The 21,258-nt window shown below is 62.2% G+C and carries 19 protein-coding genes and 1 pseudogene; 10 read left to right on the top strand and 10 right to left on the bottom strand.

All coding sequences use genetic code 11. The features are described 5' to 3' along the window. Positions 1–384: 384 nt before the first annotated feature. Both NKJ00_RS26305 and NKJ00_RS26310 read left to right on the top strand, forming a co-directional pair. Positions 385–1,308: a glycoside hydrolase family 26 protein gene (locus NKJ00_RS26305; RefSeq protein WP_031213745.1), complete on the top strand. Its 924-nt coding sequence runs from the start codon at positions 385–387 to the stop codon at positions 1,306–1,308. A 179-nt stretch (positions 1,309–1,487) separates the two neighbouring features. Continuing rightward, on the top strand, positions 1,488–2,009 hold the full coding sequence (locus tag NKJ00_RS26310; protein WP_128305682.1) for a DUF995 domain-containing protein: 522 nt from the start codon (positions 1,488–1,490) through the stop codon (positions 2,007–2,009). Positions 2,010–2,097: 88 nt separating this feature from the next. On the opposite strand, the gene NKJ00_RS26315 is transcribed toward NKJ00_RS26310, so the two are convergent. Both NKJ00_RS26315 and NKJ00_RS26320 read right to left on the bottom strand, forming a co-directional pair. After that, positions 2,098–2,547, bottom strand: coding sequence for a DNA polymerase III subunit chi (locus NKJ00_RS26315; protein ID WP_352631889.1), 450 nt, complete (start codon positions 2,545–2,547; stop codon positions 2,098–2,100). A gap of 28 nt (positions 2,548–2,575) precedes the next feature. Then, positions 2,576–4,087, bottom strand: a pseudogene (locus tag NKJ00_RS26320) (leucyl aminopeptidase). A 351-nt stretch (positions 4,088–4,438) separates the two neighbouring features. Between NKJ00_RS26320 and lptF the strand changes: the two are divergent. The 6 genes from lptF (at position 4,439) to rsmA (ending at position 12,070) form a co-directional block, all read left to right on the top strand. Next, the gene (lptF, locus tag NKJ00_RS26325; protein WP_023813771.1) at positions 4,439–5,641 is read left to right on the top strand and encodes an LPS export ABC transporter permease LptF; all 1,203 of its coding nucleotides are present in this window, start codon (positions 4,439–4,441) and stop codon (positions 5,639–5,641) included. Further along, entirely contained in the window at positions 5,638–6,723 is a 1,086-nt protein-coding gene (gene lptG / locus NKJ00_RS26330) for an LPS export ABC transporter permease LptG (RefSeq protein WP_031213741.1), read from the top strand. Before lptF ends, lptG begins: the two co-directional genes overlap by 4 nt. Further along, positions 6,723–9,161 (top strand): LPS-assembly protein LptD, encoded by a 2,439-nt coding sequence (locus tag NKJ00_RS26335; protein WP_352631891.1) that lies wholly within the window; start codon positions 6,723–6,725, stop codon positions 9,159–9,161. Before lptG ends, NKJ00_RS26335 begins: the two co-directional genes overlap by 1 nt. Positions 9,162–9,260: 99 nt before the next feature. Next, a complete protein-coding gene (locus NKJ00_RS26340) occupies positions 9,261–10,190 on the top strand; it encodes a peptidylprolyl isomerase (RefSeq protein WP_023813768.1) in 930 nt (309 codons plus the stop codon). Between the two features lie 13 nt (positions 10,191–10,203). Further along, the gene (pdxA, locus tag NKJ00_RS26345; RefSeq protein WP_502895161.1) at positions 10,204–11,220 is read left to right on the top strand and encodes a 4-hydroxythreonine-4-phosphate dehydrogenase PdxA; all 1,017 of its coding nucleotides are present in this window, start codon (positions 10,204–10,206) and stop codon (positions 11,218–11,220) included. Positions 11,221–11,230: 10 nt separating this feature from the next. Further along, on the top strand, positions 11,231–12,070 hold the full coding sequence (gene rsmA / locus NKJ00_RS26350) for a 16S rRNA (adenine(1518)-N(6)/adenine(1519)-N(6))-dimethyltransferase RsmA (protein ID WP_352609739.1): 840 nt from the start codon (positions 11,231–11,233) through the stop codon (positions 12,068–12,070). 50 nt (positions 12,071–12,120) lie between these two features. Here rsmA and gmk read toward each other — a convergent pair whose 3' ends face one another. The 3 genes from gmk to mltG all read right to left on the bottom strand — a co-directional run bounded on the left by gmk (position 12,121) and on the right by mltG (position 14,881). After that, complete coding sequence (gene gmk, locus NKJ00_RS26355; protein ID WP_013532512.1) at positions 12,121–12,777, bottom strand: guanylate kinase; 657 nt, start codon at positions 12,775–12,777, stop codon at positions 12,121–12,123. 3 nt (positions 12,778–12,780) lie between these two features. Then, positions 12,781–13,671 carry a YicC/YloC family endoribonuclease gene (locus NKJ00_RS26360; protein ID WP_352442178.1) on the bottom strand — a complete coding sequence of 297 codons (891 nt, stop codon included), beginning with the start codon at positions 13,669–13,671 and terminating at the stop codon, positions 12,781–12,783. A gap of 157 nt (positions 13,672–13,828) precedes the next feature. Next, positions 13,829–14,881: an endolytic transglycosylase MltG gene (mltG, locus tag NKJ00_RS26365; protein WP_352442177.1), complete on the bottom strand. Its 1,053-nt coding sequence runs from the start codon at positions 14,879–14,881 to the stop codon at positions 13,829–13,831. Between mltG and NKJ00_RS26370 the strand changes: the two genes are divergently transcribed. Continuing rightward, complete coding sequence (locus tag NKJ00_RS26370; protein WP_352442176.1) at positions 14,880–15,152, top strand: hypothetical protein; 273 nt, start codon at positions 14,880–14,882, stop codon at positions 15,150–15,152. The genes mltG and NKJ00_RS26370 overlap by 2 nt on opposite strands. On the opposite strand, the gene fabF is transcribed toward NKJ00_RS26370, so the two are convergent. The 5 genes from fabF to fabD all read right to left on the bottom strand — a co-directional run bounded on the left by fabF (position 15,140) and on the right by fabD (position 19,011). After that, positions 15,140–16,402, bottom strand: coding sequence for a beta-ketoacyl-ACP synthase II (gene fabF, locus NKJ00_RS26375; RefSeq protein ID WP_127273339.1), 1,263 nt, complete (start codon positions 16,400–16,402; stop codon positions 15,140–15,142). The two genes, NKJ00_RS26370 and fabF, sit on opposite strands and share 13 nt — an antisense overlap. Positions 16,403–16,436: 34 nt before the next feature. Further along, positions 16,437–16,673: an acyl carrier protein gene (locus NKJ00_RS26380; RefSeq protein ID WP_006203723.1), complete on the bottom strand. Its 237-nt coding sequence runs from the start codon at positions 16,671–16,673 to the stop codon at positions 16,437–16,439. A 333-nt stretch (positions 16,674–17,006) separates the two neighbouring features. Further along, the gene (gene fabG / locus NKJ00_RS26385; protein WP_023813762.1) at positions 17,007–17,744 is read right to left on the bottom strand and encodes a 3-oxoacyl-[acyl-carrier-protein] reductase; all 738 of its coding nucleotides are present in this window, start codon (positions 17,742–17,744) and stop codon (positions 17,007–17,009) included. 40 nt (positions 17,745–17,784) lie between these two features. Beyond that, a complete protein-coding gene (gene relB / locus NKJ00_RS26390; protein ID WP_352631894.1) occupies positions 17,785–18,009 on the bottom strand; it encodes a type II toxin-antitoxin system RelB family antitoxin in 225 nt (74 codons plus the stop codon). 60 nt (positions 18,010–18,069) lie between these two features. Then, positions 18,070–19,011, bottom strand: coding sequence for an ACP S-malonyltransferase (gene fabD / locus NKJ00_RS26395; protein WP_352631896.1), 942 nt, complete (start codon positions 19,009–19,011; stop codon positions 18,070–18,072). A 276-nt stretch (positions 19,012–19,287) separates the two neighbouring features. Between fabD and NKJ00_RS26400 the strand changes: the two genes are divergently transcribed. Beyond that, positions 19,288–21,219 carry an LTA synthase family protein gene (locus NKJ00_RS26400; RefSeq protein ID WP_352631898.1) on the top strand — a complete coding sequence of 644 codons (1,932 nt, stop codon included), beginning with the start codon at positions 19,288–19,290 and terminating at the stop codon, positions 21,217–21,219. Positions 21,220–21,258 lie beyond the last annotated feature (39 nt).

A 21,258-nucleotide genomic window follows, 5' to 3' on the forward strand; every position in this document is an offset into this window, starting at 1 on the left:
GGCCGAGGCTATCGCAGGAAGATCCGCTCAAGGCAGCGTTAACCATGTTGCGAGGATCATGGTTAAGCAACCATTAATTGCGCTTGACTCTTTGGTCCGTCCGGCTCTTAAATTAGACAGGGATGATATATCGGAATATTGACGCGAATTTGTGAGTATCGCGGCGAAACTCTCTCGACGGCTCCTTCTGTGTTGGCGCCTTGAGAAGTATTTTTGGGTGGGCTTCGTGCGAAGGTTCGCACAACCGCCAATGATCGCTCCGAAATCCCGCAGATTCCGCTAATCGAGCCGATAGGTTTTTGGGTAGCCGTATCGATCAGGCATCGATGCGCACGGGCGAAGCCTTAACTTCCGCGAGAAGTCGAGGCCATGGGAGAATCTATGATGACACACTCCGCGGCAAAGGCACTTGCAATCGCGCTGGTATTGGGCGGAAGCGCCGCCTTCCCTACTGCAGGAGGGGCCGGCTCCGTAACCGCGACCGACCCCCTTCAGACGAGCAGCGCTGCGTCGGCGTTCGGTTCCTATGATCCCTACGGGGACTTCAGCACCGACAAGAGCGCCAGCATCGAAGAGCTGTTCCTGCCCTGGGAAGACGTCGATCTGTCGACGCTGCCGCTTGCCGACGCTTATGCGCTGCAGCGCGGCCGTTCGCTTCTGATCACGATTGAGCCGTGGACATGGTCCAAGGACTGGCGCATCACCCCGCCCGAATTGCGCGACGGCATTTTGAGCGGCAAATATGATGCCAACATGCAGGCAATCTGCGGCCTGGTGGGACAGATGAAGAGCCCGGTGACCATTCGCTGGGCTCAGGAAATGGAAGACAAGAACGGCCGCTTCACCTGGGCCAACTGGGCTCCCAAGGACTGGATCTCCGCTTACAAGCGCGAAGTCGACATCTGCCGCAAGGCTGCCCCCGCCGCCAAGTACATGTGGTCGCCCAAAGGCGAAGAGGGTTTGGAAAAATACTACCCCGGCGACGACTATGTCGACGTCATCGGCCTGTCGGTGTTCGGTCTGCAGAAAAAAGACGGTGACGAGACCGGTCGTGACCGCACCTTCGCTGAACTGCTGAAGCCCGGCTATGACCGCGTTGCGGTGTTCAACAAGCCGATCGTCGTTGCGGAACTCGGCTATGTCGGAAAGCAGGACTATGTCTCGAAATGGCAGGAAGATTCCCGCAAATCCTACGCGGAGTTTCCGGCGCTGACTTCGGTCGTCTACTTCAACCAGAAGGAAGTGTGGCCGTGGCTGGGTGGCTATGGTCTGCCCGACTGGAGGGTGACCCAGCATGTCTTGCCCTAGAGCATGATACTCAAAAAGTGAGAAGCGGCTTTTCGGACAAACGGGGCACCGTTTGTCCAGGCGTCATGCTCCGTTTCTTTGATTTAGTGGCGGATTCAGATTTCAGGATTCCACCTGAAATCATCCGGTTCCAGGCGTTCCAATAAACCGGGCGTGGCGTAACAGTAGGGGTAGGGGTTGTGAAACGAGTACTGGGCAATTGTATCGGAACGGCACTTGCCTGTTCCATCGGTCTGTTTGCTTTCCAGCTTCCCGCAACGGCCAAGACGGCGACGAAAATCGCCGAACAGGCCATGCGGGCAGAGGTGGTGCCGGACGAAGGCATCTACCAGATGTACCAGAACCGCTCGTGGCTCTGGGGTCGGGAGGGTGCTGGATATTTTGCCGTCCAGCGCCGTCAGTTCAGTGCCTGGACCTCGGACAAGGCGCGCAAGCTGGGCTACGGTGACGGCATCTGGTTCATTCCCGGAGGAGGCAAGCTGTGCTTCCGCGCAAAATGGCACGGAGCCGGAGGCGACTCCAACGCTCTTTCCTGTTTTGAACATCGCCAGGCAGGCAGGATTCTCTACCAGCGCCGGGTTCCGGATGGAGAATGGTACGTATTCAGGAGTTCGCACCGCAACCTTGCGGACGCGTTCATGAAATTGAAACACGGCGACTACGTCAGCCGCAAACAGAGCCGGATCAAGGCAAAGCAGTAGAGACTTTCATCCGCGACAGGTCACTGGTCCAAAAGCGGGTCGACTGAACGGTCAGCGACCTGCCTCAGTCACGTTCAGGCGACCTGCCTTAAGCCTTGCGCTCCCAGCGGCGATCTGGCGTCTGTTGCCAATAGGTGACGGCGTGGCCAGCGCTCTTCATCACCTTCCAGTGCCCTCGCGCCGCCTCGAGCTGGGCGGCATCGTGGCCATCGAACAGGAACACGGCGCGCTCGTAGCCGCCAAGGTCAGGCGGCACCGCGCCGTCGACCAGGAACCTTATCTTTGCGTCGTTGGGATTGCTGTCGCCGGTGGTCAACAGAATCGGCTGTTCGCCGGGATGAGCCTCACGATCGGTCGCGTGCGCCAGGAACGAATCGTCCCGGAAGGTCCAAAGATGCTGGTCGAGCGCATCGCGGCGTTCCTCGGTGCCTGTCTGCACCACGGCGCGCCAGCCACGGTCGACGCTGCGCTCCAGGAGGCCTGGCAGCGCATCCTCCAGCGTCGATTCGGTCAGGTGGTAGAACAGGACGTCGGCCATCGCTTCAGCCTATAGTGATTGAACCCGTTCACTGCTCATAATTGTCGCGCACCAGCCGGTCGAGCAGCCTGACGCCGAAACCGGAACCCCAGGACTGGTTGATCTCGTTCGACGGCGCCCCCATCGCCGTGCCGGCAATGTCGAGATGGGCCCATGGCGTGTCCTTGACGAAGCGCTGCAGAAACTGCGCCGCGATGGTGGCGCCGCCAAAACGGCCGCCGATGTTCTTCATGTCGGCGTTCTTGGAATCGATCAGCTTGTCGTATTCGGCCCCCAGCGGCATGCGCCACAGCCGTTCCTGCGTCGCCTGCCCCGCCGCCGCCAACTTTTCGGCCAGTTCGTCATTGTTGGAAAAGAGGCCGGCATAATGTTGACCGAGCGCCACCATGATGGCGCCGGTCAGCGTCGCCAGATTGACCATGAATTTCGGCTGGAAGCGGTCGTTGCAGTACCACAACGCATCGGCCAGCACGAGGCGGCCCTCGGCGTCGGTATTGAGCACCTCGATGGTCTGGCCCGACATCGAAGTGACGATATCACCGGGGCGCTGGGCATGACCGTCGACGGCATTTTCGACCAGTCCGATGATACCGACGACATTGGCTTTCGCCTTGCGGGCCGCCAGCGCATGCATCAGGCCGGTAACGGCGGCGGCACCGCCCATGTCGCCCTTCATATCCTCCATGCCCGAGGCCGGCTTTATGGAATTGCCGCCAGTGTCGAAAGTGACGCCCTTGCCGACGAAGGCGATCGGGCTGTCCTTCGGCTTGCCGCCGTTCCACTGCATGATCGCCATGCGGGCGCCGCGCGGCGATCCTTTCGCGACACCCAGCAGCGAGCCCATGCCGAGCTTCTTCATTAACTTCTAAGCCAAAAACTCGACCTTGACGCCTACTGCCTCGAGTTCCTTGGCGCGGGCAGCGAACTCGACCGGCCCAAGCACGTTTGCCGGTTCGTTGACGAGGTCGCGCGCCAGTAGGACGCCGTCTATCACCGCCTCGGCATCGGCGAAGGCCTTCTTCGCAGCGGCCGGATCGGCGGTGTGGATGGTCACCTTGACCGGCTTCTTCGGCTCTGCCTTGCCGTCGTCCTTGTCCTTCCTGGTCTTGTACTTGTCGAAGGAATAGCTGCGCAGGAGAATGCCCGCGGCAAGGCTTGCCGCGTCTTTCGCGCTCGGCGAGGCGCCGGCCACATCGAGGACCACCGCCACTTCGGTCGCCTTGCGCAGCGACGCGGCAACGGTGCCGCCAAGCTTCAACCACGCATATTCGTCCAGTCCCGATACCTTGCCGGCGCCTATCGCCACCAGTCTGTCGAGCGATGCTCCCTGCGGCGCCAGAACTTCCACCGTGCTGGCGAACTTGCCCGTGAACTCAGCCACGGGAAAGGCCCGCTCCAGTGTCTTGCCGGGATCACCGGCCTTGGCGACGTCGCTCAGGCCGCCCTCATCCGCCGCGAGCACGAAGACCGTGCCCTTCTTGTTCACCGCGCTCTGGGACCCGGAAAATTTGGCGAAGGCGATCGACGGTCTTTGATTCATCATGTCCTGCTTTCAGGGAATGCGCGACTTTTGGGGAAGCGGTTCGAAACGATGCGCGACATTTGGTCGTTTTCCGGCATTTGGCAAGACTTTGCCGAATTGGCATCCCATATGACCTATGGAATCGATGACGATTCGTCGCGGCACGGCCCCGCTTTTTGCCGCAACCTGTTGTTAACCATCGATGTTCGCCCTTTCTTATCCATTCCCGCCGACACTCCGCCCAGCCGGGGGGCGTGATGTGGGACAGAACCCGGATAGACCATCTGATGAGCCAGTTGTGCAGGCGCTGCCGGACAGCTACCTTGTTCGGTGGCATGATGCCGTTCGAAAAAATCGAGAAAAGCCTTCATGAAGGTCGTTGAACGCTACATCATGCGCCGCGCTTTCGTGGTCTTCATGGCCGCTCTTGTGTGGACGCTGGCGATCGTATGGACGACGCAGGTGCTGGCAAAGATCGATCTGGTCACCGACAGCGGCCAGTCGGCGCTGACCTTCTTCGAAGTCGCCGCCCTCATCCTTCCGTCCATCATCCCGATCGTGGTGCCTTTTGCCCTGGTGGTAGCGGTCGCACAGACACTCAGTGTCATGAATTCGGATTCCGAACTCGCCGTCGTCAACGCCGCGGGGGCCTCGCGCTGGACGATCGTGCGGCCGATCATGTTGCTGGCGCTCGCCGCCGCCGTTTTTTCCTTTGCCGTCGACAACGGCATCGACCCTTACGCACGGCAGAAGAACCGGGCCCTGGTGGCGTCGTCGCGCGCGGATCTGTTGTCGCTGATCATCCAGGAAGGCACCTTCCGCAAGATTGACGACGGGTTGTTCCTGCAGATCGGCGAGCGCCTTCCGAACAATCGGCTGGGTGGCATTTTCGTCGCCGATTCGCGCGAAGAAGGCGTCAACCTCGTCTACTACGCCAAGACCGGCAGCATCGTCGAACGCGGCGGTGAAAAGGTGCTGATGATGAATGACGGCGTCATCCATCGCAAAACGCTGACCGGCGATCTCTCCGTCATCCGCTTCACCTCCTATGCCTTCGACATGTCGGCCTTCATGGCGGCGGCTTCGGCGGTGACGCTCCTGCCCAAGGACCAGACGACGCAGTACCTGCTCAACCCGGGTGCCAACGACAAGTATTATCAGCAGAACCCCTACGAATACCGGGCCGAGGTCAACCAACGGTTCTCGGAATGGACCTATTCCATGGTTTTCGCGCTGATCGCGCTTGCAGTCGCCGGCGATGCGCGCTCGCACCGCGAGGCGCGCGTCAATCCGCTGATCACGGCGATCACGATATCGCTGTTTGTGCGTTGGCTGGGCTTTTTTGCCGCCAGCAAGGCGGATGAGGTCCCGCAATATGCGTATATGGTCTATGGCGTGCCGATCGTGGCTTCCGCGGTGGCGATCTGGTTCATCGTCTCCAACCGGACACTGGAACTGCCCGTGACCTGGGCGGACTGGATGACAAACTTCGCCACGCGCATCGCTGACAGCTGGAATGCTTTCAAATTGCGTTTGTCCAGGCGCGGCGCATCAGGCCAAGGGGTCGGCTGATGGGCTGGACACTGGGCCGCTATTTCTTTTTCCGCTATGTGACGATCACCATCTGGTTCTTCATCGGCCTCCTGGCGCTGGTGTTCCTGATCGATTTCACCGAGCTGTCCGGACGCACCACCGGCCTGCCCGGCTTCACCTACGGCACGGCGGTAGCCATTTCAGGCCTCCGTATGCCGATGATCATGCTGCAGACGGTGCCGTTCGTCGGTCTCTTCTCGGCGATGGCGACGCTGGTGTCGCTGAACCGGCGCTACGAGCTGGTCATCGCGCGTTCCGCCGGTGTTTCCGCCTGGCAGTTCCTCTTGCCCTGCTGTATCGGAGCCTTGCTGTTCGGCGTCCTGTCGGTTGGCGTCATCAATCCACTCGCCGCGCACGCATTCTCCTGGTCCGAGCAGATCGAAACCCAGCTGCGTTCGGGCAAATCGAATACGGTCTCGGCCGATGCCGCGCCCTGGATCCGTCAGAAAACCAGTTCGGGCGACACCATCATCGGTGCGCGGGCCATCCTGAACCAGGGCCTGGAAATGGCCGATGTCGTATTTTTCATTCTCGACCCGCAAGGCAACATCGTCGAGCGCAAGGACGCCGCCCGTGCCTTCCTGCGCGACGGCTATTGGGAATTGCAGGACGTCAAGACGTTCCAGAACGGCACGATCCAGGCATCGGCAACCGATCGCGTACCGACCAATCTGAAGCCCGAATTCGTGCAAGAGCGGCTGGCTCGCCCCGAAACCATCCCGTTCTACGACCTGCCCGGAAAGGTCGAGGTTGCCCGCTCCTTTGGCCTCAAGGCAAATGCCTTTGCCATGCAGTTTGATTCGCTCGTGGCGTTGCCGTTCCTTCTCGTCGCCATGACGCTGATCGCGGCAACGGTTTCAATGCGATTTGCCAGGATGGGACAGTCGGCGACGATGATTCTGGGTGGCATCATCGCTGGCTTTCTGCTTTATGTCGTTTCGGTGCTGGTGAAGGCATTCGGCGTGGCGGGATTCGTGCCGACTGTCGTAGCCGCCTGGGTACCGGTCATGGTGGCTATGTTCTTCGGGGTGACTTTCCTGCTATACAAGGAAGACGGCTAGTGAGGGAGGCGTTTTTGCCCAGCAACAGGCAGGCCGGTTTGGCGCGCCTCTATGCGGCGACCGCCTTGGCGTGCGTGCTTGCCTACGCCGTTCCGGCACCGGCGCTTGCGCAGGACGTCGGCGACATGGCGACATCGGTTCCGGCCGGCTCGCAAATGCTGCTGGCGGCCGATACGCTGGTCTACAACAACGACAACCAGACCGTGACCGCCGTCGGCGGTGTGCAGATCGACTATGGTGGCAATCGCCTTGTCGCCCAGCGGGTCGAATACAACCGCAACACCAAGCGGATGGTCGCGAGCGGCAACGTCGAAGTCATCAACAGCGACGGCACCAAGATCAATTCGCAACATATCGACATCACCGATGACTTCGCCGACGGCTTCGTCAACGCGTTGCGGGTCGAGACCATCGACAAGGCCTATTTCGCCGCCGAAAGCGCAGAACGCATGGGCGGCGTGCTGACCACTTTCCACAATGGCGTCTACACCGCCTGCGAGCCGTGCGAGGATAAGCCGGACAAAGCGCCGACCTGGCGCGTCAAGGCCAAGAAGATCATCTGGAACGGTGAGAAGAAGACGGTTCGCTTCGAGAATGCGAATTTCGAATTCTTCGGTTTTCCGCTTGCCTATCTGCCTGCATTCGAAATTGCCGACCCGACGGTGAAGCGCAAGAGCGGCTTCCTGATCCCGAGCATCATCTACAAGAGCGATCTCGGCGTCGGCGTGAAAGTCCCCTATTATCTCGCATTGGCGCCGACCTACGACCTGACCGTCACCGGCACCGGCTATACCAGGCAGGGTTTCCTCGGTGAGGCCGAGTGGCGTCAGCGCTTCGACAATGGCGAGTACAGCTTGAAGATCGCCGGGATACACCAGCAGAATCCCGACGCCTTCCTCGACACCACTGCCTTCCCATCCAGCTCTGGCCACAACGTCAATTCGGGCAGCGCCGGCGATCCCAACAAATTCCGCGGCATGATGGGTACCCAGGGGCAGTTCGCCATCAACTCACGCTGGAACTTCGGCTGGGACGTGCTGCTGCAGACCGACAAGAACTTCTCGAACACCTACGGCATCGACAAGTACAATAGCAGCGTTCACCAGTCGTCAGTCTACTTGACGGGTCTCAACGGCCGCAATTATTTCGACGTGCGCGCCATGCATTTCGATGTGCAGGAAGATACGCCTGACGACAATATCTCTGCGCGAAGTGGACAACAGCCGTGGGTGCTGCCGTCGCTCGATTACGCCTATATTCCTGATGCCTCGGTGGCCGGCGGCCAGCTGTCCCTCAATGTCAACGCGCGTGTCATCCGCCGCGACGATGTCGATGAGACCTTCGTCCAGCCCTACAATGCCCTCACTCCGACGCAGCGCGTCCGCGGCATCGAAGGCGAATCGGGCCGTCTCACCGCCGAGGCCGAGTGGAAGCGGAGTTTCGTCACAGATGACGGACTGGTGCTAACGCCGTTGCTCGCGCTGCAGGGCGATGTGGACTACCTCAACGCATCGTCGGCTTCGCTAGACGCCATCGACCGAATGGCAACGCATTTGGGCGAGCAGGACGATATGCGCTCGTCATTTGCCCGTTACATGGCAACCGCGGGCCTCGAGATGCGTTGGCCGGTGCTGTTTTCCATGGCCAGCGGGTCCAGCCATGTCATCGAGCCAATGGCGCAGGTCTTCATGCGTCCGAACGAGCAATATGTCGGCGGCCTCTCAGTGCCCAACGAAGACGCCCAAAGCATGGTCTTCGACGCGACCACCTTGTTCGAGCGCGACAAGTTCTCCGGTTACGACCGCGTCGAAGGCGGTTCGCGCGCCAATGTCGGCTTCCGCTATTCCGGCTCGTACAATAATGGCTGGGGCACCAATGCGATTTTCGGCCAATCCTATCAGATCGGCGGCGAGAACTCCTTTGCCGCGCCGGATCTGGTCAATGCCGGCGCCAATTCCGGCCTCGACACGACCAAGTCCGACTATGTCGGCCTGTTCGGCATCAACAGCCCCAACGGCTTCGCGGCCTCGGTCAGCGGCCGTTTCGACGAACAGAGTTTCGAGGTCCGCCGTGCCGAGGTGAAGGCCGCCTATTCCGGCCTGCCTGTGTCGCTGAGCGCCAAATACGCCTTCATCCAGGCCCAGCCGCTGTACGGTTTCACGGAAGACCGCCACGAAGTCACACTTGGTGCATCCACGCATCTGGCCGAAAACTGGCGCGTCTTCGGCACAGGAACCTACGACCTGCAGCAAAGCCTGCTGGTCAAGGACGGTGTCGGCTTCGCCTACAACGATTCCTGCTTCACTTATCTGATGACCTACTCGCAGTCGCGCGATCTGAACACCAGGGAGGTGTCGCAGACCATCGGCTTCAATCTGTCGTTCCGCACCCTCGGCGATTTCGGCTCGTCGACCAGTGGCGTCGACACGATCCAGTAACAATCGGCGACATCGTTTCGCCGCATAGGGCTGGCACGGATTTCGCGCACCTGGAAAGATGAAATTGGGCGGGACCGGGATAGAATTGGGATACCAACGATGAGGAAATACCTCTTTTCAGCAGGTTTCGCGTTGCTCGTGGCGGCGACGTCCGTGTCGATCACTGCAATGACGCCGCCGGCTTTCGCCAGCGAGATCAAATACGTCGTCAACGACATTCCGGTCACCAGCGGCGACATCGCCCATCGCGCCGCCTTCCTGAAGCTGCAGCGCAAGAAGGGCGATGCCGGCCAGGAAATGATCGACCAGACGCTGCGTATGGCCGAGGCCAAGCGGCTTGGCATCCGCATCAGCGACGCACAGGTCGAGGCGGCGTATCAGCGCTTTGCCTCGAGCAACAAGATGCAGCTCAGCCAGCTTGACGGCGTCATGGAGAAGTCAGGTGTCACCAAGAGCCACTTCAAGGAATTCATCCGCGCCCAGATGGCCTGGAACCAGGCTTTGAGCGCACGCTACCGTTCCGGCGACGGCACAGGTGCCGTCAGCGAGCAGGATCTCGTGAGGAAGATGCTCGAAAAAGGCGGCGCCAAACCGAGCGCCACCGAATACATGCTGCAGCAGGTCATCTTCGTGGTGCCGGCGGCTGAACGCAGCGCGACGCTGGGCAAACGCAAGCGCGAGGCCGACGCCATGCGCGCCCGCTTCAACGGCTGCAACACGACGCGCGAATTCGCCAAGGGCTTGATCGACGTCACCGTTCGCGATCTGGGCCGGGTGCTCGCGCCGCAGCTGCCGCCGGACTGGGCCGAGCAGATCAAGGCTACCAAAGTCGGCGGTGCCACCGCCACGCGCGAAACCGAGCGCGGCGTCGAATTCATCGGCATCTGCTCGTCGCGCGAAGTGTCCGACGACAAGGTCGCCCAGATGGCGTTTCAGGCCGAAGGCTCCGGCGGCGACAAGGATGCCGACGCGCTCAGCAAGAAATATGTCGACGAGCTGAAGGCAAAAGCCCGCATCGTCAAGCGCTGACGTGGGCAACACAGTGAGTGCGCTCGCGTTGAGCGCCGGCGATCCGTCCGGCATTGGGCCGGAGATCGCCATCGCCGCCTTTATGGCGCGCGAAGCTGCCGCCCTGCCCCCCTTCTACCTGCTCGCCGATCCGGCGCTGATCGCCTCCCGGGCGCGCCTGCTCGGCATTTCGCTGCCGGTCGTCGAAACGACATCAGCGCAAGCGGCGCAGGTCTTTGCCCGCGCCTTGCCGATCGTTCCGCTAGCCGCCGGCTGCATCGACAGCCCCGGCCGGCCGGATCCGGCCAATGCGGCCGCCACCATCGAGGCCATCGACCGCGCCGTCGCCGATTGCCTTGCCGGCGAAGCCTCGGCCGTGGTCACCTGCCCCATCGCCAAGAAGCCGCTCTACGATGCGGGCTTTCGCTTTCCCGGCCACACCGAATATCTGGCGCATCTGGCAGCCCGGCACAGCGGCGTCGAGGCGATGCCTGTGATGATGCTGGCAGGACCCGACCTGCGCACCGTTCCCGTCACCATCCACATCGCGCTGGCCGAGGTGCCGAAGGCACTGACCACCGAACTGATCGTCGCCACCGCGCGCATCACCGCCGCCGACCTTACCGGCCGCTTCGGCATCGCCAAGCCGAGGCTGGCGATTGCCGGGCTCAACCCACATGCCGGCGAAGGCGGCGCCATGGGCCTCGAGGACGAGCTGATCGTGCGCCCGGCGGTCGACATCCTGCGTGCCGAAGGAATCGACGCTTTCGGCCCTTTGCCGGCCGACACGTTGTTCCATGTCCGGGCGCGGGCGGGCTACGACGCGGCCCTTTGCATGTATCACGACCAGGCGCTGATCCCGGCCAAGGCGCTGGCTTTCGACGAGGCGGTCAATGTCACGCTCGGCCTGCCCTTCATCCGCACCTCGCCCGACCACGGCACGGCCTTCGACATCGCCGGCAAGGGTGTGGCGCGGCCCGACAGCTTGATAGCCGCGCTGAAGCTTGCCCGGCGGCTGGCCGACACGAACACGAAGGCAATCGCCGTATGAGACCTCGGGCATGAGCATCGACGGGCTGCCGCCGCTACGCGAGGTGATCGAGCGTCATGGGTTGCAGGCGAAGAAGGCGCTCGGCCAGAATTTTCTGCTCGACCTCAACCTCACCGGCAAGATCGCGCGCACCGCCGGCGACTTGTCCGATGCAACAGTAATCGAGGTCGGTCCTGGTCCCGGCGGGCTGACCCGCGCCTTGCTCAACAACGGAGCGCGCCATGTGGTCGCCATAGAGCGCGACGAACGTTGCCTGGCTGCTCTTGCCGAAGTGTCCGACCACTATCCCGGCCGGCTGGAGGTTGTTTCCGGCGATGCGCTGAAGACGGATTTCGCAGGCCTTGCCAGCCGAGCGACCGGGAACGGCGGTCCGGTCAAGATCGTGGCCAACCTGCCCTACAACATCGGCACGGAGCTGCTGGTGCGCTGGCTGACGGTCAGCGACTGGCCGCCTTTCTACACCTCGATGACTTTGATGTTCCAGCGCGAAGTGGCCGAGCGCATCGTCGCGCCCGCCGGCAGCGACAGCTATGGCCGGCTAGGGGTTCTTGCCGGCTGGCGGACGGAGGCGAGGATCGCCTTCGACGTACCGCCACAGGCATTCACGCCGCCGCCAAAGGTCACCTCCTCGGTGGTGCATCTGGTGCCGCGCCCGACCCCTCTGTCCGCCGAGGTAAAAAAACTCGGCCGCGTCACCGAAGCCGCGTTCGGCCAACGTCGCAAAATGCTGCGGCAAAGCGTGAAGAACCTCGGCGGCGAGGCCCTGCTCGAACGCGCCGGCATCGATCCGACACGCCGCGCCGAAACGCTGAGCGTCGAGGAGTTCGTGCGGCTGACCAATGCGGTGTAAGAAGCTGCCGATCTCCCACCCCTCGTGGGGGAGATTGGCGCTTCACCGCCTCAGCCCGTCTTCTCGTCCAACAGTCCAGAGACGAAATCGAACAGGCCTGGCCGGCGGTCGCGTCTTAGCCGCTCGGCGACGACGATACCGCGCACTTCGGCGAAGGCGCGGTCAAGGTCGTCATTGACGATGACGAAATCATATTCCTTCCAGTGCTCGATCTCGTTGCGGGCGTTTTTCAGCCGCGTCTCGATCACCGCCTCCTGGTCTTCAGCGCGACGTTTCAGCCGCGCCTTCAACTCCTTCATCGATGGCGGCAGGATGAAGATCGAGACAATGTCGGCGCGCATCTTCTCCTTGAGCTGCTGGGCACCTTGCCAGTCGATGTCGAACAGCATGTCGCGCCCCTCGGACAGCGCCAGTTCGGCCGGTTCGCGCGGCGTCGCATAGCAATTGCCATGCACCTCGGCCCACTCCAGCAGTGCGTCGGAATCACGAAGCCGCTCGAATTCGCGCATCGTCCGAAAATGATAGTGGACGCCTTCGATCTCGCTTCCGCGGCGCGGCCTGGTGGTGACCGAGACCGACAGTTCGAGGCTGGAATCGCTTTCCAGAAGATTGCGCGCGATCGTCGACTTGCCGGCGCCGGATGGCGACGACAGGACGAGCATCAGGCCCCGGCGGCGAATGCGGGACCCCAAATCCTTGGCAACCATCGGCTACTCCAGATTCTGGATCTGTTCACGAAATTGGTCGACCACCGCCTTCAGGTCCAGGCCGATCGCGGTGACGGCTGCGGCATTCGATTTGGAACACAGCGTATTCGATTCGCGGTTAAATTCCTGTGCCAGAAAATCGAGCTTGCGACCGACCGCACCGCCGCCCAGCAGCAGAGCCCGGCCGGACGCGACATGCGTTTTCAGCCGGTCGATCTCTTCGCGAATATCGGCTTTGGTGGCCAGGAACGCCGCCTCCATGTGCAGTCGGGTGGCATCCAGATTGGCGGAAGCGTCCATCAGCAGCCTGACCTGCTCGGCGATGCGTTCGCGAATCACCGTCGTCTCGCGGGATGGATCCGCCTCGGCTCGCAGCGTCAGCACCTCGATCGTGTCGATATGACCCGACAACAGCAAAGCCAGCGCGGCTCCTTCGCCCTGACGTGCCTGTTCGAGCCCGTTCAAGGCCACTTCGAGCGCGACCATGATCGCGGCATCGAGCGCGGCCCTCGCCTCCTCGGTTTCGACGGTTTCAGGAATGTCGAGCACGCCGCGCAGCGAAAGCAATCCATCTGACGTCGCCGCAGCAACGCCGAATTGCTCCTGCAGCCGTTTGGCGAGCCCAGCAAGGTCCTTCAGGAAGGCTTCGTTGACGACCGGCTGCGCCTGCGCGCCAACGGCACGGCCGATGGTCAGCGTCGCCTGGAAATTGCCGCGTGCAAAACGTTTCTGAAGTATCTGCCGGACAGCAGGTTCCAACCGTTCGAAGCCTTGCGGCAGCCGCAGCCGTACCTCGACGCTCTTGCCGTTGACGGACTTGACCTCCCAGGCGATCGAAGTGCCTTCGTGCTCGGCGACGGCACGTGCAAAACCGGTCATGCTCTGCAAATTCATATCGCCCACACGTCCCTGGCACATCGCCCTGAACCGGCTTTCCGGACAGGAGCGAGTGCGGCTTGAAAAAAGACTGCGCCGCAGGCGCGTCGAAATCGGACGCGCGGCGCTCTTCCAAATGTCAGGGCGTTGCCTGTCGGGCAACGCCTTTCTTCATTTACTGGGCAGCGCCCGCGTCACCGCCGCTGGCATCGCTGTCGCCGGTGCCAGTCGTCTTGGCGGCTTTGGCGGCATCATCGGCCTGCTTCTTCAGCAACGCGCGATAGCGGGCGACATTCTCGTTGTGCTCGTCCAGCGTCGCGGCAAAGACGTGCCCGCCGGTGCCGTCGGCAACGAAATAGAGGTCGGCGGTTTTCGACGGATTGGCCACCGCCTCCAGCGCTGCACGACCCGGATTGGCAATCGGCGTCGGCGGCAAGCCATTGATCACATAGGTGTTGTAGGGAGTCTGTTTCTGGATGTCCGACTGGTAGATCGGCCGGTCCGCCGGCTTTCCCTTGCCGCCGAACAGCCCATAGATGATGGTTGGATCGGATTGCAGGCGCATGCCCTTGGCAAGCCGGTTCAGGAAGACGGCGGCAACTCGCGAACGCTCGTCACCCTTGCCCGTCTCCTTCTCGACGATCGAGGCCAGCGTGACGAACTCCTCGACGTTGGCCAGCGGCAGGTCAGGCGCGCGCCGCTCCCAGACATCGTCGACCAGCTTCTTCTGATCCGCCAGCAGCTTGTCGACCATCTGCTGGCGTGTCGCGCCGCGCGTGAAGCGCAGCGTGTCGGTGGCGAGGCTGCCCTCCGGCGGCGTGGTTGCCGGCATGTCGCCGCTCAACGCAGTCTCCTCGGCGATGCGCTGCAATGCCTGGTCGACCGTCAGTCCCTCAGGAATGGTCAGCGAATACATCACCGACTTGCCGCTCTTCAAAAGCTCCATGATATCGCGCATGGAAGCCCTGGGCTTGATCTCGTACTCGCCGGCTTTCAGCGCGGAATCATTGCCGAAGGCCCGCACGCCAAGACGGAATACCCGGGCGTCGCTGATCAGTCCGCGGCGTTCGAGCTGGTCGGCGATATCCTGGACGCCGGTGTTCGGCTTGACCAGGAAGGTGTCGCCATTAGCCGAAGGTCCGGGTTCGGTGAATTCCTGCTTGCCGAAATAGACCGCGACGCCGGCCGCCAGAACCACCAGCATCACCGAGGAGATGACGAAGTTCATGAACACGACGACCTGGCTGCGTGACGCACGCGAGCGCTTCGGCGGTGGCGTGCCAGCCTCTGGCCGCAACGCCTCGCTGGCCGTTTTCGGCACGATCGGGCCGGATGTCGGCGGCCGTTGCCCGAATTCTCCGTTGCCTGCCGGATTTGTGTTCATTTCGCCCTACCGTTTGATCGCCCAACGAATCCCCAGCGGCAGAGTAGGGGCGAATATGGCAAAATTGACGGCACGCCAAAGCGCCGCCCGGCAGCCGGACGATCAGCCATTGTAGCGCTGGAAGACCAGCGACGCGTTGGTCCCGCCAAAGCCGAAGGAATTGGACAGCGCCACGTCGATCTGGCGGGCACGCGGCTTGTTCGGCACCAGATCGATCGCGGTTTCGCGTTCCGGGTTATCGAGGTTGATGGTCGGCGGCGCGACATTGTCTCTGATGGCAAGAATAGAGAAGATCGCTTCGGCGGCACCCGCCGCTCCAAGCAGATGGCCGATCGACGACTTGGTTGACGACATCGAAATCTTCGATGCGGCATTGCCGACAAGCCGCTCGACGGCACCGAGCTCAATCGTGTCGGCCATGGTCGAGGTGCCGTGCGCGTTGATGTAGTCGACATCGGCCGGCGTCAACTTGGCCCGGTTCAGTGCCGCCGTCATGCAACGGAAGGCGCCATCGCCATCCTCGGCGGGCGCGGTGATGTGATGCGCATCGCCGGTGAGACCATAACCCGTCACCTCGGCATAGATCTTGGCGCCGCGCGCCCTGGCATGTTCGAGCTCCTCGAGCACGACAACGCCGGCGCCCTCGCCCATGACGAAGCCGTCGCGGTCGCGATCATAGGGTCGCGACGCCGTTTGCGGCGAATCATTGCGTTCCGTCGACAGTGCCCGGCATGCGGCAAAACCGGCGATCGACAGCCGCGTCACCGGCGCTTCGGCGCCACCGGCGACCATCACGTCGGCATCGCCCCACATGATCAACCGGGCAGCATCGCCAATGGCGTGCGCGCCGGTCGAACAGGCCGTGACGACGGCATGGTTCGGGCCTTTCAGCCCGTGCCGGATCGAAACCTGCCCGGAGACGAGATTGATGATCTGGCCCGGGATGAAGAAAGGGCTGATGCGGCGCGGGCCGCGCTCCTTGAGGATCATCGCGTTCTCGGCGATGCCCTCGATGCCGCCGATGCCGGAGCCGATCAGGACGCCGGTGGCACACCGCTCTTCATGCGTCTTGGGTTCCCAGCCGGAATCCTTCAGCGCCTCGTCGGCGGCGGCAATCCCATACAGGATGAAGTCGCCGATCTTGCGCAGTTCCTTCGGCTCGAGCACGGCCTCCGGATTGAAGGTGGCATTGCTGCCGTCACCACGCGGAATGACGTGGGCGATCTTGCAGGCAAGATCCTCCACCTCGAACTCAGTGATGCGCTTGGCAGCGCTGCGGCCGGTCAGAAGTTCCTTCCAGCTGTGCTCGAAGCCCATGCCGAACGGCGACAGCAACCCAAGGCCCGTGACGACGACACGCCTCATCGCAGGTCCTCCCCGGTGATGACTGCGGAAAGCGTCAGGCCGAAGCCTTGTCGATGTACTTCACGGCATCGCCAACGGTCAGGATGGTCTCAGCCGCGTCGTCGGGAATCTCGACGCCGAATTCTTCTTCGAACGCCATGACGAGTTCGACCGTGTCGAGGCTGTCGGCGCCCAGATCATCGATGAAGCTCGCCTGCTCCGTCACTTTGTCGGCATCGACGCCAAGGTGCTCGATGACGATCTTCTTGACGCGCTCTGCGGTGTCACTCATTTGGGCATCCTCGTCTTTTGTTTGTCTGTCTTCGTTAGCGGGCAGAATGCCGCTAATCAAGCTGAAAGATGGTCCTGCCGGAAACGCAACGACTACGAACCGGTTTTTGCCCGAACCGCCGGGTTGCGGGCCGCATTACACGAAAAATAGCTGAGGTCCAAGCCGAAATGGTCTCTTTTCACAACCCGCCGGACCTTGTTTAGAATTCGCCCTGCCGAGTCATATGGTGCGGTTTTCGAGAACCGGAGCGGAGCGTACTTTCAGTACGCGAGCACCGGAAGCGCAGATAACCGCGGCAGATGGCCGGCAGGGTAGAATTATCAACAAGGTCCGTCAGATCATCGCCATGCCGCCATTCACGTGGATGGTCTGGCCGGTGACGTAGGCGGCTTCGTTGGAGGCGAGATAAGCGACGGCGGACGCGACTTCAACGCTGGTGCCCATGCGCCGCGTCGGGATCGCCGCCATGATCGCCTCTTTCTGCTTGTCGTTGAGCTTGTCGGTCATCGCCGATTCGATGAAGCCCGGGGCGACGCAGTTGACGGTGATGTTGCGGGTGGCGATCTCCTGTGCCAGCGATTTGGAAAAGCCGATCATGCCGGCCTTTGAGGCGCAATAATTGGTCTGGCCGGGATTGCCGGTGACGCCGACCACCGAGGTGATGTTGATGATGCGGCCATGGCGGCGGCGCATCATCGGATGGGTGAGTTCGCGGGTCAGCCTGAACACGGCGGTCAGGTTGACTTCGAGCACGGTGTCCCAGTCGGCATCCGACATGCGCACGAACAACCCGTCCTTGGTGATGCCGGCATTGTTGACCAGGATGTCGACGCCTTCGAGATCGGCCTCGGCTTTCTGGCCGAGCGCCTTGACCTCGTCACGGTTCGACAGGTTGGCCGGGAACAGCTTGACCCGGTCGCCAAGCTCGCTGGCCAGCGCTTCCAGTTTCTCGACGCGGGTGCCATGCAGGCCGACGATCGCGCCCTGCGCATGCAGCATCCTGGCGATCGCCTCACCGATGCCTCCCGATGCGCCGGTGACGAGCGCCTTGCGGCCAGTCAATTCGAACATGTGTTTAATCCTCTTTCAAATCGGACAGCCCGCGAATTGGCTATCTGTAGACGTCGCCGTTCCAGAAGTCTTCGGCTCTCAGAATGCCTTCTTCGCCGCTCCTGATCCGCCCGAGCACCTCGGCGGCAAGGTAGTAATCCTCTACATCCTCAAGGCCCCGCTCAATGAATTCGCGCAGATAGTAAGCCTTGCTGCGACCGGTTTCGGCCGAAAGCGAATCCAACCGTCGCTCGACTTCAGAAGAAAGACGGATCGATGTGGGCATGCCGCACCTCGTTGCGATGCATGTATGTGGTCATGCGCCGGTGAATTCAAGTTGCGCAGCTCAACGAAGCGCCACCAGCACTGCCTCGACCTCAGCCGCGGAGCCGACCGACGCGGTGGCAATGTCGCGGTTGATGCGCCGCGCCAATCCTGAAAGCACCTTGCCGGCGCCGATTTCGTAAAGCGTGGTGATGCCGTTCGCGCCGAACCACTCCACCGTCTCGCGCCAACGCACGCGGCCGGTTATCTGTTCGACCAGGCGGCGGGCGATCTCGTCCGGATCGCTGGTCGGGCTAACCGTGACATTGGATAGGACGGGAACCACCGGCGAATTCTTTGTCACGCCGGCCAGGGCTTCCCGCATGACGTCGGCCGCGGGCGCCATCAGCGCGGAGTGGAAAGGCGCGGAAACCTGCAGCATCAGCGCTCGCTTGGCGCCCTTTTCCGTGCACAGTTTCGCCGCCAGTTCGACCGCAGCCTTGGTTCCGGAAATAACCAGCTGACCGCCGCCATTGTCGTTGGCGATCTGACAGACCGACCCTTTGGATGCCTCGGTGCAGGCTGCTTCGACATCGGCCTGTTCCAATCCGATGATCGCCGCCATGGCGCCCTCGCCGGCCGGCACCGCCGCCTGCATGGCATTGCCGCGTATGCGCAGCAACCGGGCGGCATCGGCAACCGAAACGAAGCCAGCAGCGGCCAACGCCGAATATTCGCCCAGCGAATGACCGGCGACATAGGTGACCTTGCCTTTCAGCGAGAAGCCGCGCGATTCCAGCGCCCGGACCACGGCCAGGGACACCGCCATCAGTGCCGGCTGCGCGTTTGCGGTCAGCGTCAACGCCTCTTCCGGCCCTTCCCAGATCAGCTTCGACAAGTTCTCACCAAGTGCGTCGTCGACTTCCTGGAAGACCCTGCGCGCTTCGGGGAAGGCGTCGGCGAGATCCTTGCCCATGCCGACCGCCTGGCTGCCTTGTCCGGGAAAGGTGAATGCGACGGCCATGCGAGGGCTCCCAAGGGCTGGTTTTGCTTGCCTGAAGACGGGTTTTTCTTGCCTGTGAGGCATGGCGGGGCGCCAAGTCAAGCCCGGTTCGACCCTGCCCGACGGCCGCCTCATCCGCCGAGTGCCTGTTCCGAAAGGCTTTTTGGCGATCACTCCTGATGAAAACCGCTCACGATTCGTTTGCTGGCTCTTCTTATTTTGGCCACAGGCGCTAGCTTTGCGTGACAATTCCATGACAATCGAGTGACGTGTTTGTCGCTGGGTGGGGAAGTTTAAGTGGCAAAGAGTTACAAACGCGCCGGCAAGCCCGCGCCACAGTTCCTGGAAGACGACCCCTCCACCGGCTATCTGCCGGGCAGGAGATGGCCGGTCGTGCGCTATGGGCTTGTCAGCCTGGCGATCGCGGCCGTCCTGGTGTTTGCGATCGAACTGATCGTGCGCGGCGATTTTGCTGGCACCGTCTCCTTCTTCCTGCAGCCGCTGAAGCCCGGCTGGACCACCATCGTCGTCTTCGCGCTGATCCTGATCGGCCTCGATGCGGTGCTCGGCCGCAGCCATCAGAGCCTGATGATCGTCGCGCCGCTGACGCTATCCCTTGCCTTCGTCGGCCACCAGAAGTCGCATTATCTCGGCGATCCGCTCTATCCCACCGATTTCCTCTATGCCCGCCAGATCTTCGCGCTGCTGCCGCTTTTGGTGCGCGACCGGCCGATGACCGCGCTCGCCATGGTCGTCGGCATCGTCGCCGGCCTGTCACTGCTCGTCTACGGCTGGCGGCTGTGGCGCCGCAAGGTTCCCGCGCTCAGCCGCAAGGGCCGCCTTGCCCGGCTGACGCTGGCCGTGCCGCTGCTCGCCTTCTTCGTTTCGATCATGGACTACGCCACCTTCTCCTGGACCAGGGACCGGCTGCAGATCATCCCGATCATGTGGGACCAGAAGGAAAACTATGCCTCCAACGGTTTTGCGCTGGCCTTCGCCCTCAATGTGCCGATGGCGCATGTCTCGGCGCCGCCAGGCTATACCGACAAAGCGATCGCGGCGATCGGCAGACCTGATGTAACCGCCTCGGTGCCGGCCGAGAAGCCCGACATCATCATCGTCATGAGCGAATCCTTCTGGGATCCGACCAAGCTGCCCGGCGTCACCATCACGCCCGATCCGATCCCCAACGTGCGGGCGCTGCGCTCGGGCTCGATGTTCTCGCCGGAATTCGGCGGCATGACCGCCAACATCGAGTTCGAGGCCCTGACCGGCTTCTCCAATGCGTTCCTGCCGGCCGGCAGCATCCCCTATCAGCAATATGTGCGCACGCCGACGCCTTCGCTCGCAACCTTCCTCAAGAGACAGGGTTACCGGGCGCGCGCCATCCATCCCGGCACCAACTGGTTCTGGAACCGGGGCGCGGTCTACGCTGATTTCGGCTTCAACGACTTCAAGTCGGAAGAGACGCTGCCACCCATGCAAAAGCGCGGGCCGCTGGCATCGGATGCGGCGATGACCGACGAGATCATCAGCGAGGCCGACGCAAGCGACGAGCCGGTGTTCTTCTTTGCCGTCAGCCTGCAAAATCACGGCCCCTACGAGCCGAACCGCTACTACAATCCGACGCATACGGTGCAGGCGCCGATCAGCCAGTGGGCGCGCGAATCGCTGCTCAGCTATGCCGAGGGCTCAGCCGACGCCGATCGCGGTCTTGAACGCCTCGTCGAATGGGCGAAGAAACGCTCCCGCCCCACCGTGATCGCCTTCTTCGGCGACCATCTGCCGCCGCTGGGGCCGGTCTATGTCGAAACCGGCTTCCTGAAGGACAATGTCGCACCGCGCAAGGAAGCGTCGCCCGAGGCCGCCCTCGAACACCACGAGACGCCGCTGGTCATCTGGTCGAACCGCACCGGACCGGCTGAGCACATGGGTGCCGTCAGCCCAGCCTTCCTGCCTTATCATATCCTGAAGACGGCCGGCATCAGCCATCCCTACTACACCGGCTTCCTGGGCGAGATGAGCGAACGCTACCGTGTCGTCGACCGCAATTTGCTGCTGACGCCGGCTGGCGAGGCCACGCCCGATTGGGCGCGGCAGAAGGAGATCGACCCGGCGATCCGCGATTTCCGCCTGCTGCAGTACGATATGATGTTCGGCAAACGCCACGCGGCGCCCGACTTCTTTCCCGAAACGGTCGACAAGATTGTCGCCGCCCATACGAGTTGAGACCGGCGATTCCCTCAGAGCCGGCTGGTCCGTCTCGGA

Origin of the sequence: Mesorhizobium sp. M0227 (assembly GCF_040321855.1) — a bacterium.
GTDB lineage: Bacteria > Pseudomonadota > Alphaproteobacteria > Rhizobiales > Rhizobiaceae > Mesorhizobium.

Excerpts from the sequence above, each read along its gene's own strand:
- fabD (WP_352631896.1), bottom strand. The coding sequence starts at position 19,011 with ATGGCCGTCGCATTCACCTTTCCCGGACAAGGCAGCCAGGCGGTCGGC.
- NKJ00_RS26340 (WP_023813768.1), top strand. The coding sequence starts at position 9,261 with ATGAGGAAATACCTCTTTTCAGCAGGTTTCGCGTTGCTCGTGGCGGCG.
- NKJ00_RS26380 (WP_006203723.1), bottom strand. The coding sequence starts at position 16,673 with ATGAGTGACACCGCAGAGCGCGTCAAGAAGATCGTCATCGAGCACCTT.
- NKJ00_RS26305 (WP_031213745.1), top strand. The coding sequence starts at position 385 with ATGACACACTCCGCGGCAAAGGCACTTGCAATCGCGCTGGTATTGGGC.
- lptF (WP_023813771.1), top strand. The coding sequence starts at position 4,439 with ATGAAGGTCGTTGAACGCTACATCATGCGCCGCGCTTTCGTGGTCTTC.
- relB (WP_352631894.1), bottom strand. The coding sequence starts at position 18,009 with ATGCCCACATCGATCCGTCTTTCTTCTGAAGTCGAGCGACGGTTGGAT.
- fabF (WP_127273339.1), bottom strand. The coding sequence starts at position 16,402 with ATGAGGCGTGTCGTCGTCACGGGCCTTGGGTTGCTGTCGCCGTTCGGC.
- gmk (WP_013532512.1), bottom strand. The coding sequence starts at position 12,777 with ATGGTTGCCAAGGATTTGGGGTCCCGCATTCGCCGCCGGGGCCTGATG.
- NKJ00_RS26370 (WP_352442176.1), top strand. The coding sequence starts at position 14,880 with ATGAACACGACGACCTGGCTGCGTGACGCACGCGAGCGCTTCGGCGGT.
- NKJ00_RS26315 (WP_352631889.1), bottom strand. The coding sequence starts at position 2,547 with ATGGCCGACGTCCTGTTCTACCACCTGACCGAATCGACGCTGGAGGAT.
- mltG (WP_352442177.1), bottom strand. The coding sequence starts at position 14,881 with ATGAACTTCGTCATCTCCTCGGTGATGCTGGTGGTTCTGGCGGCCGGC.
- rsmA (WP_352609739.1), top strand. The coding sequence starts at position 11,231 with ATGAGCATCGACGGGCTGCCGCCGCTACGCGAGGTGATCGAGCGTCAT.
- fabG (WP_023813762.1), bottom strand. The coding sequence starts at position 17,744 with ATGTTCGAATTGACTGGCCGCAAGGCGCTCGTCACCGGCGCATCGGGA.
- NKJ00_RS26360 (WP_352442178.1), bottom strand. The coding sequence starts at position 13,671 with ATGAATTTGCAGAGCATGACCGGTTTTGCACGTGCCGTCGCCGAGCAC.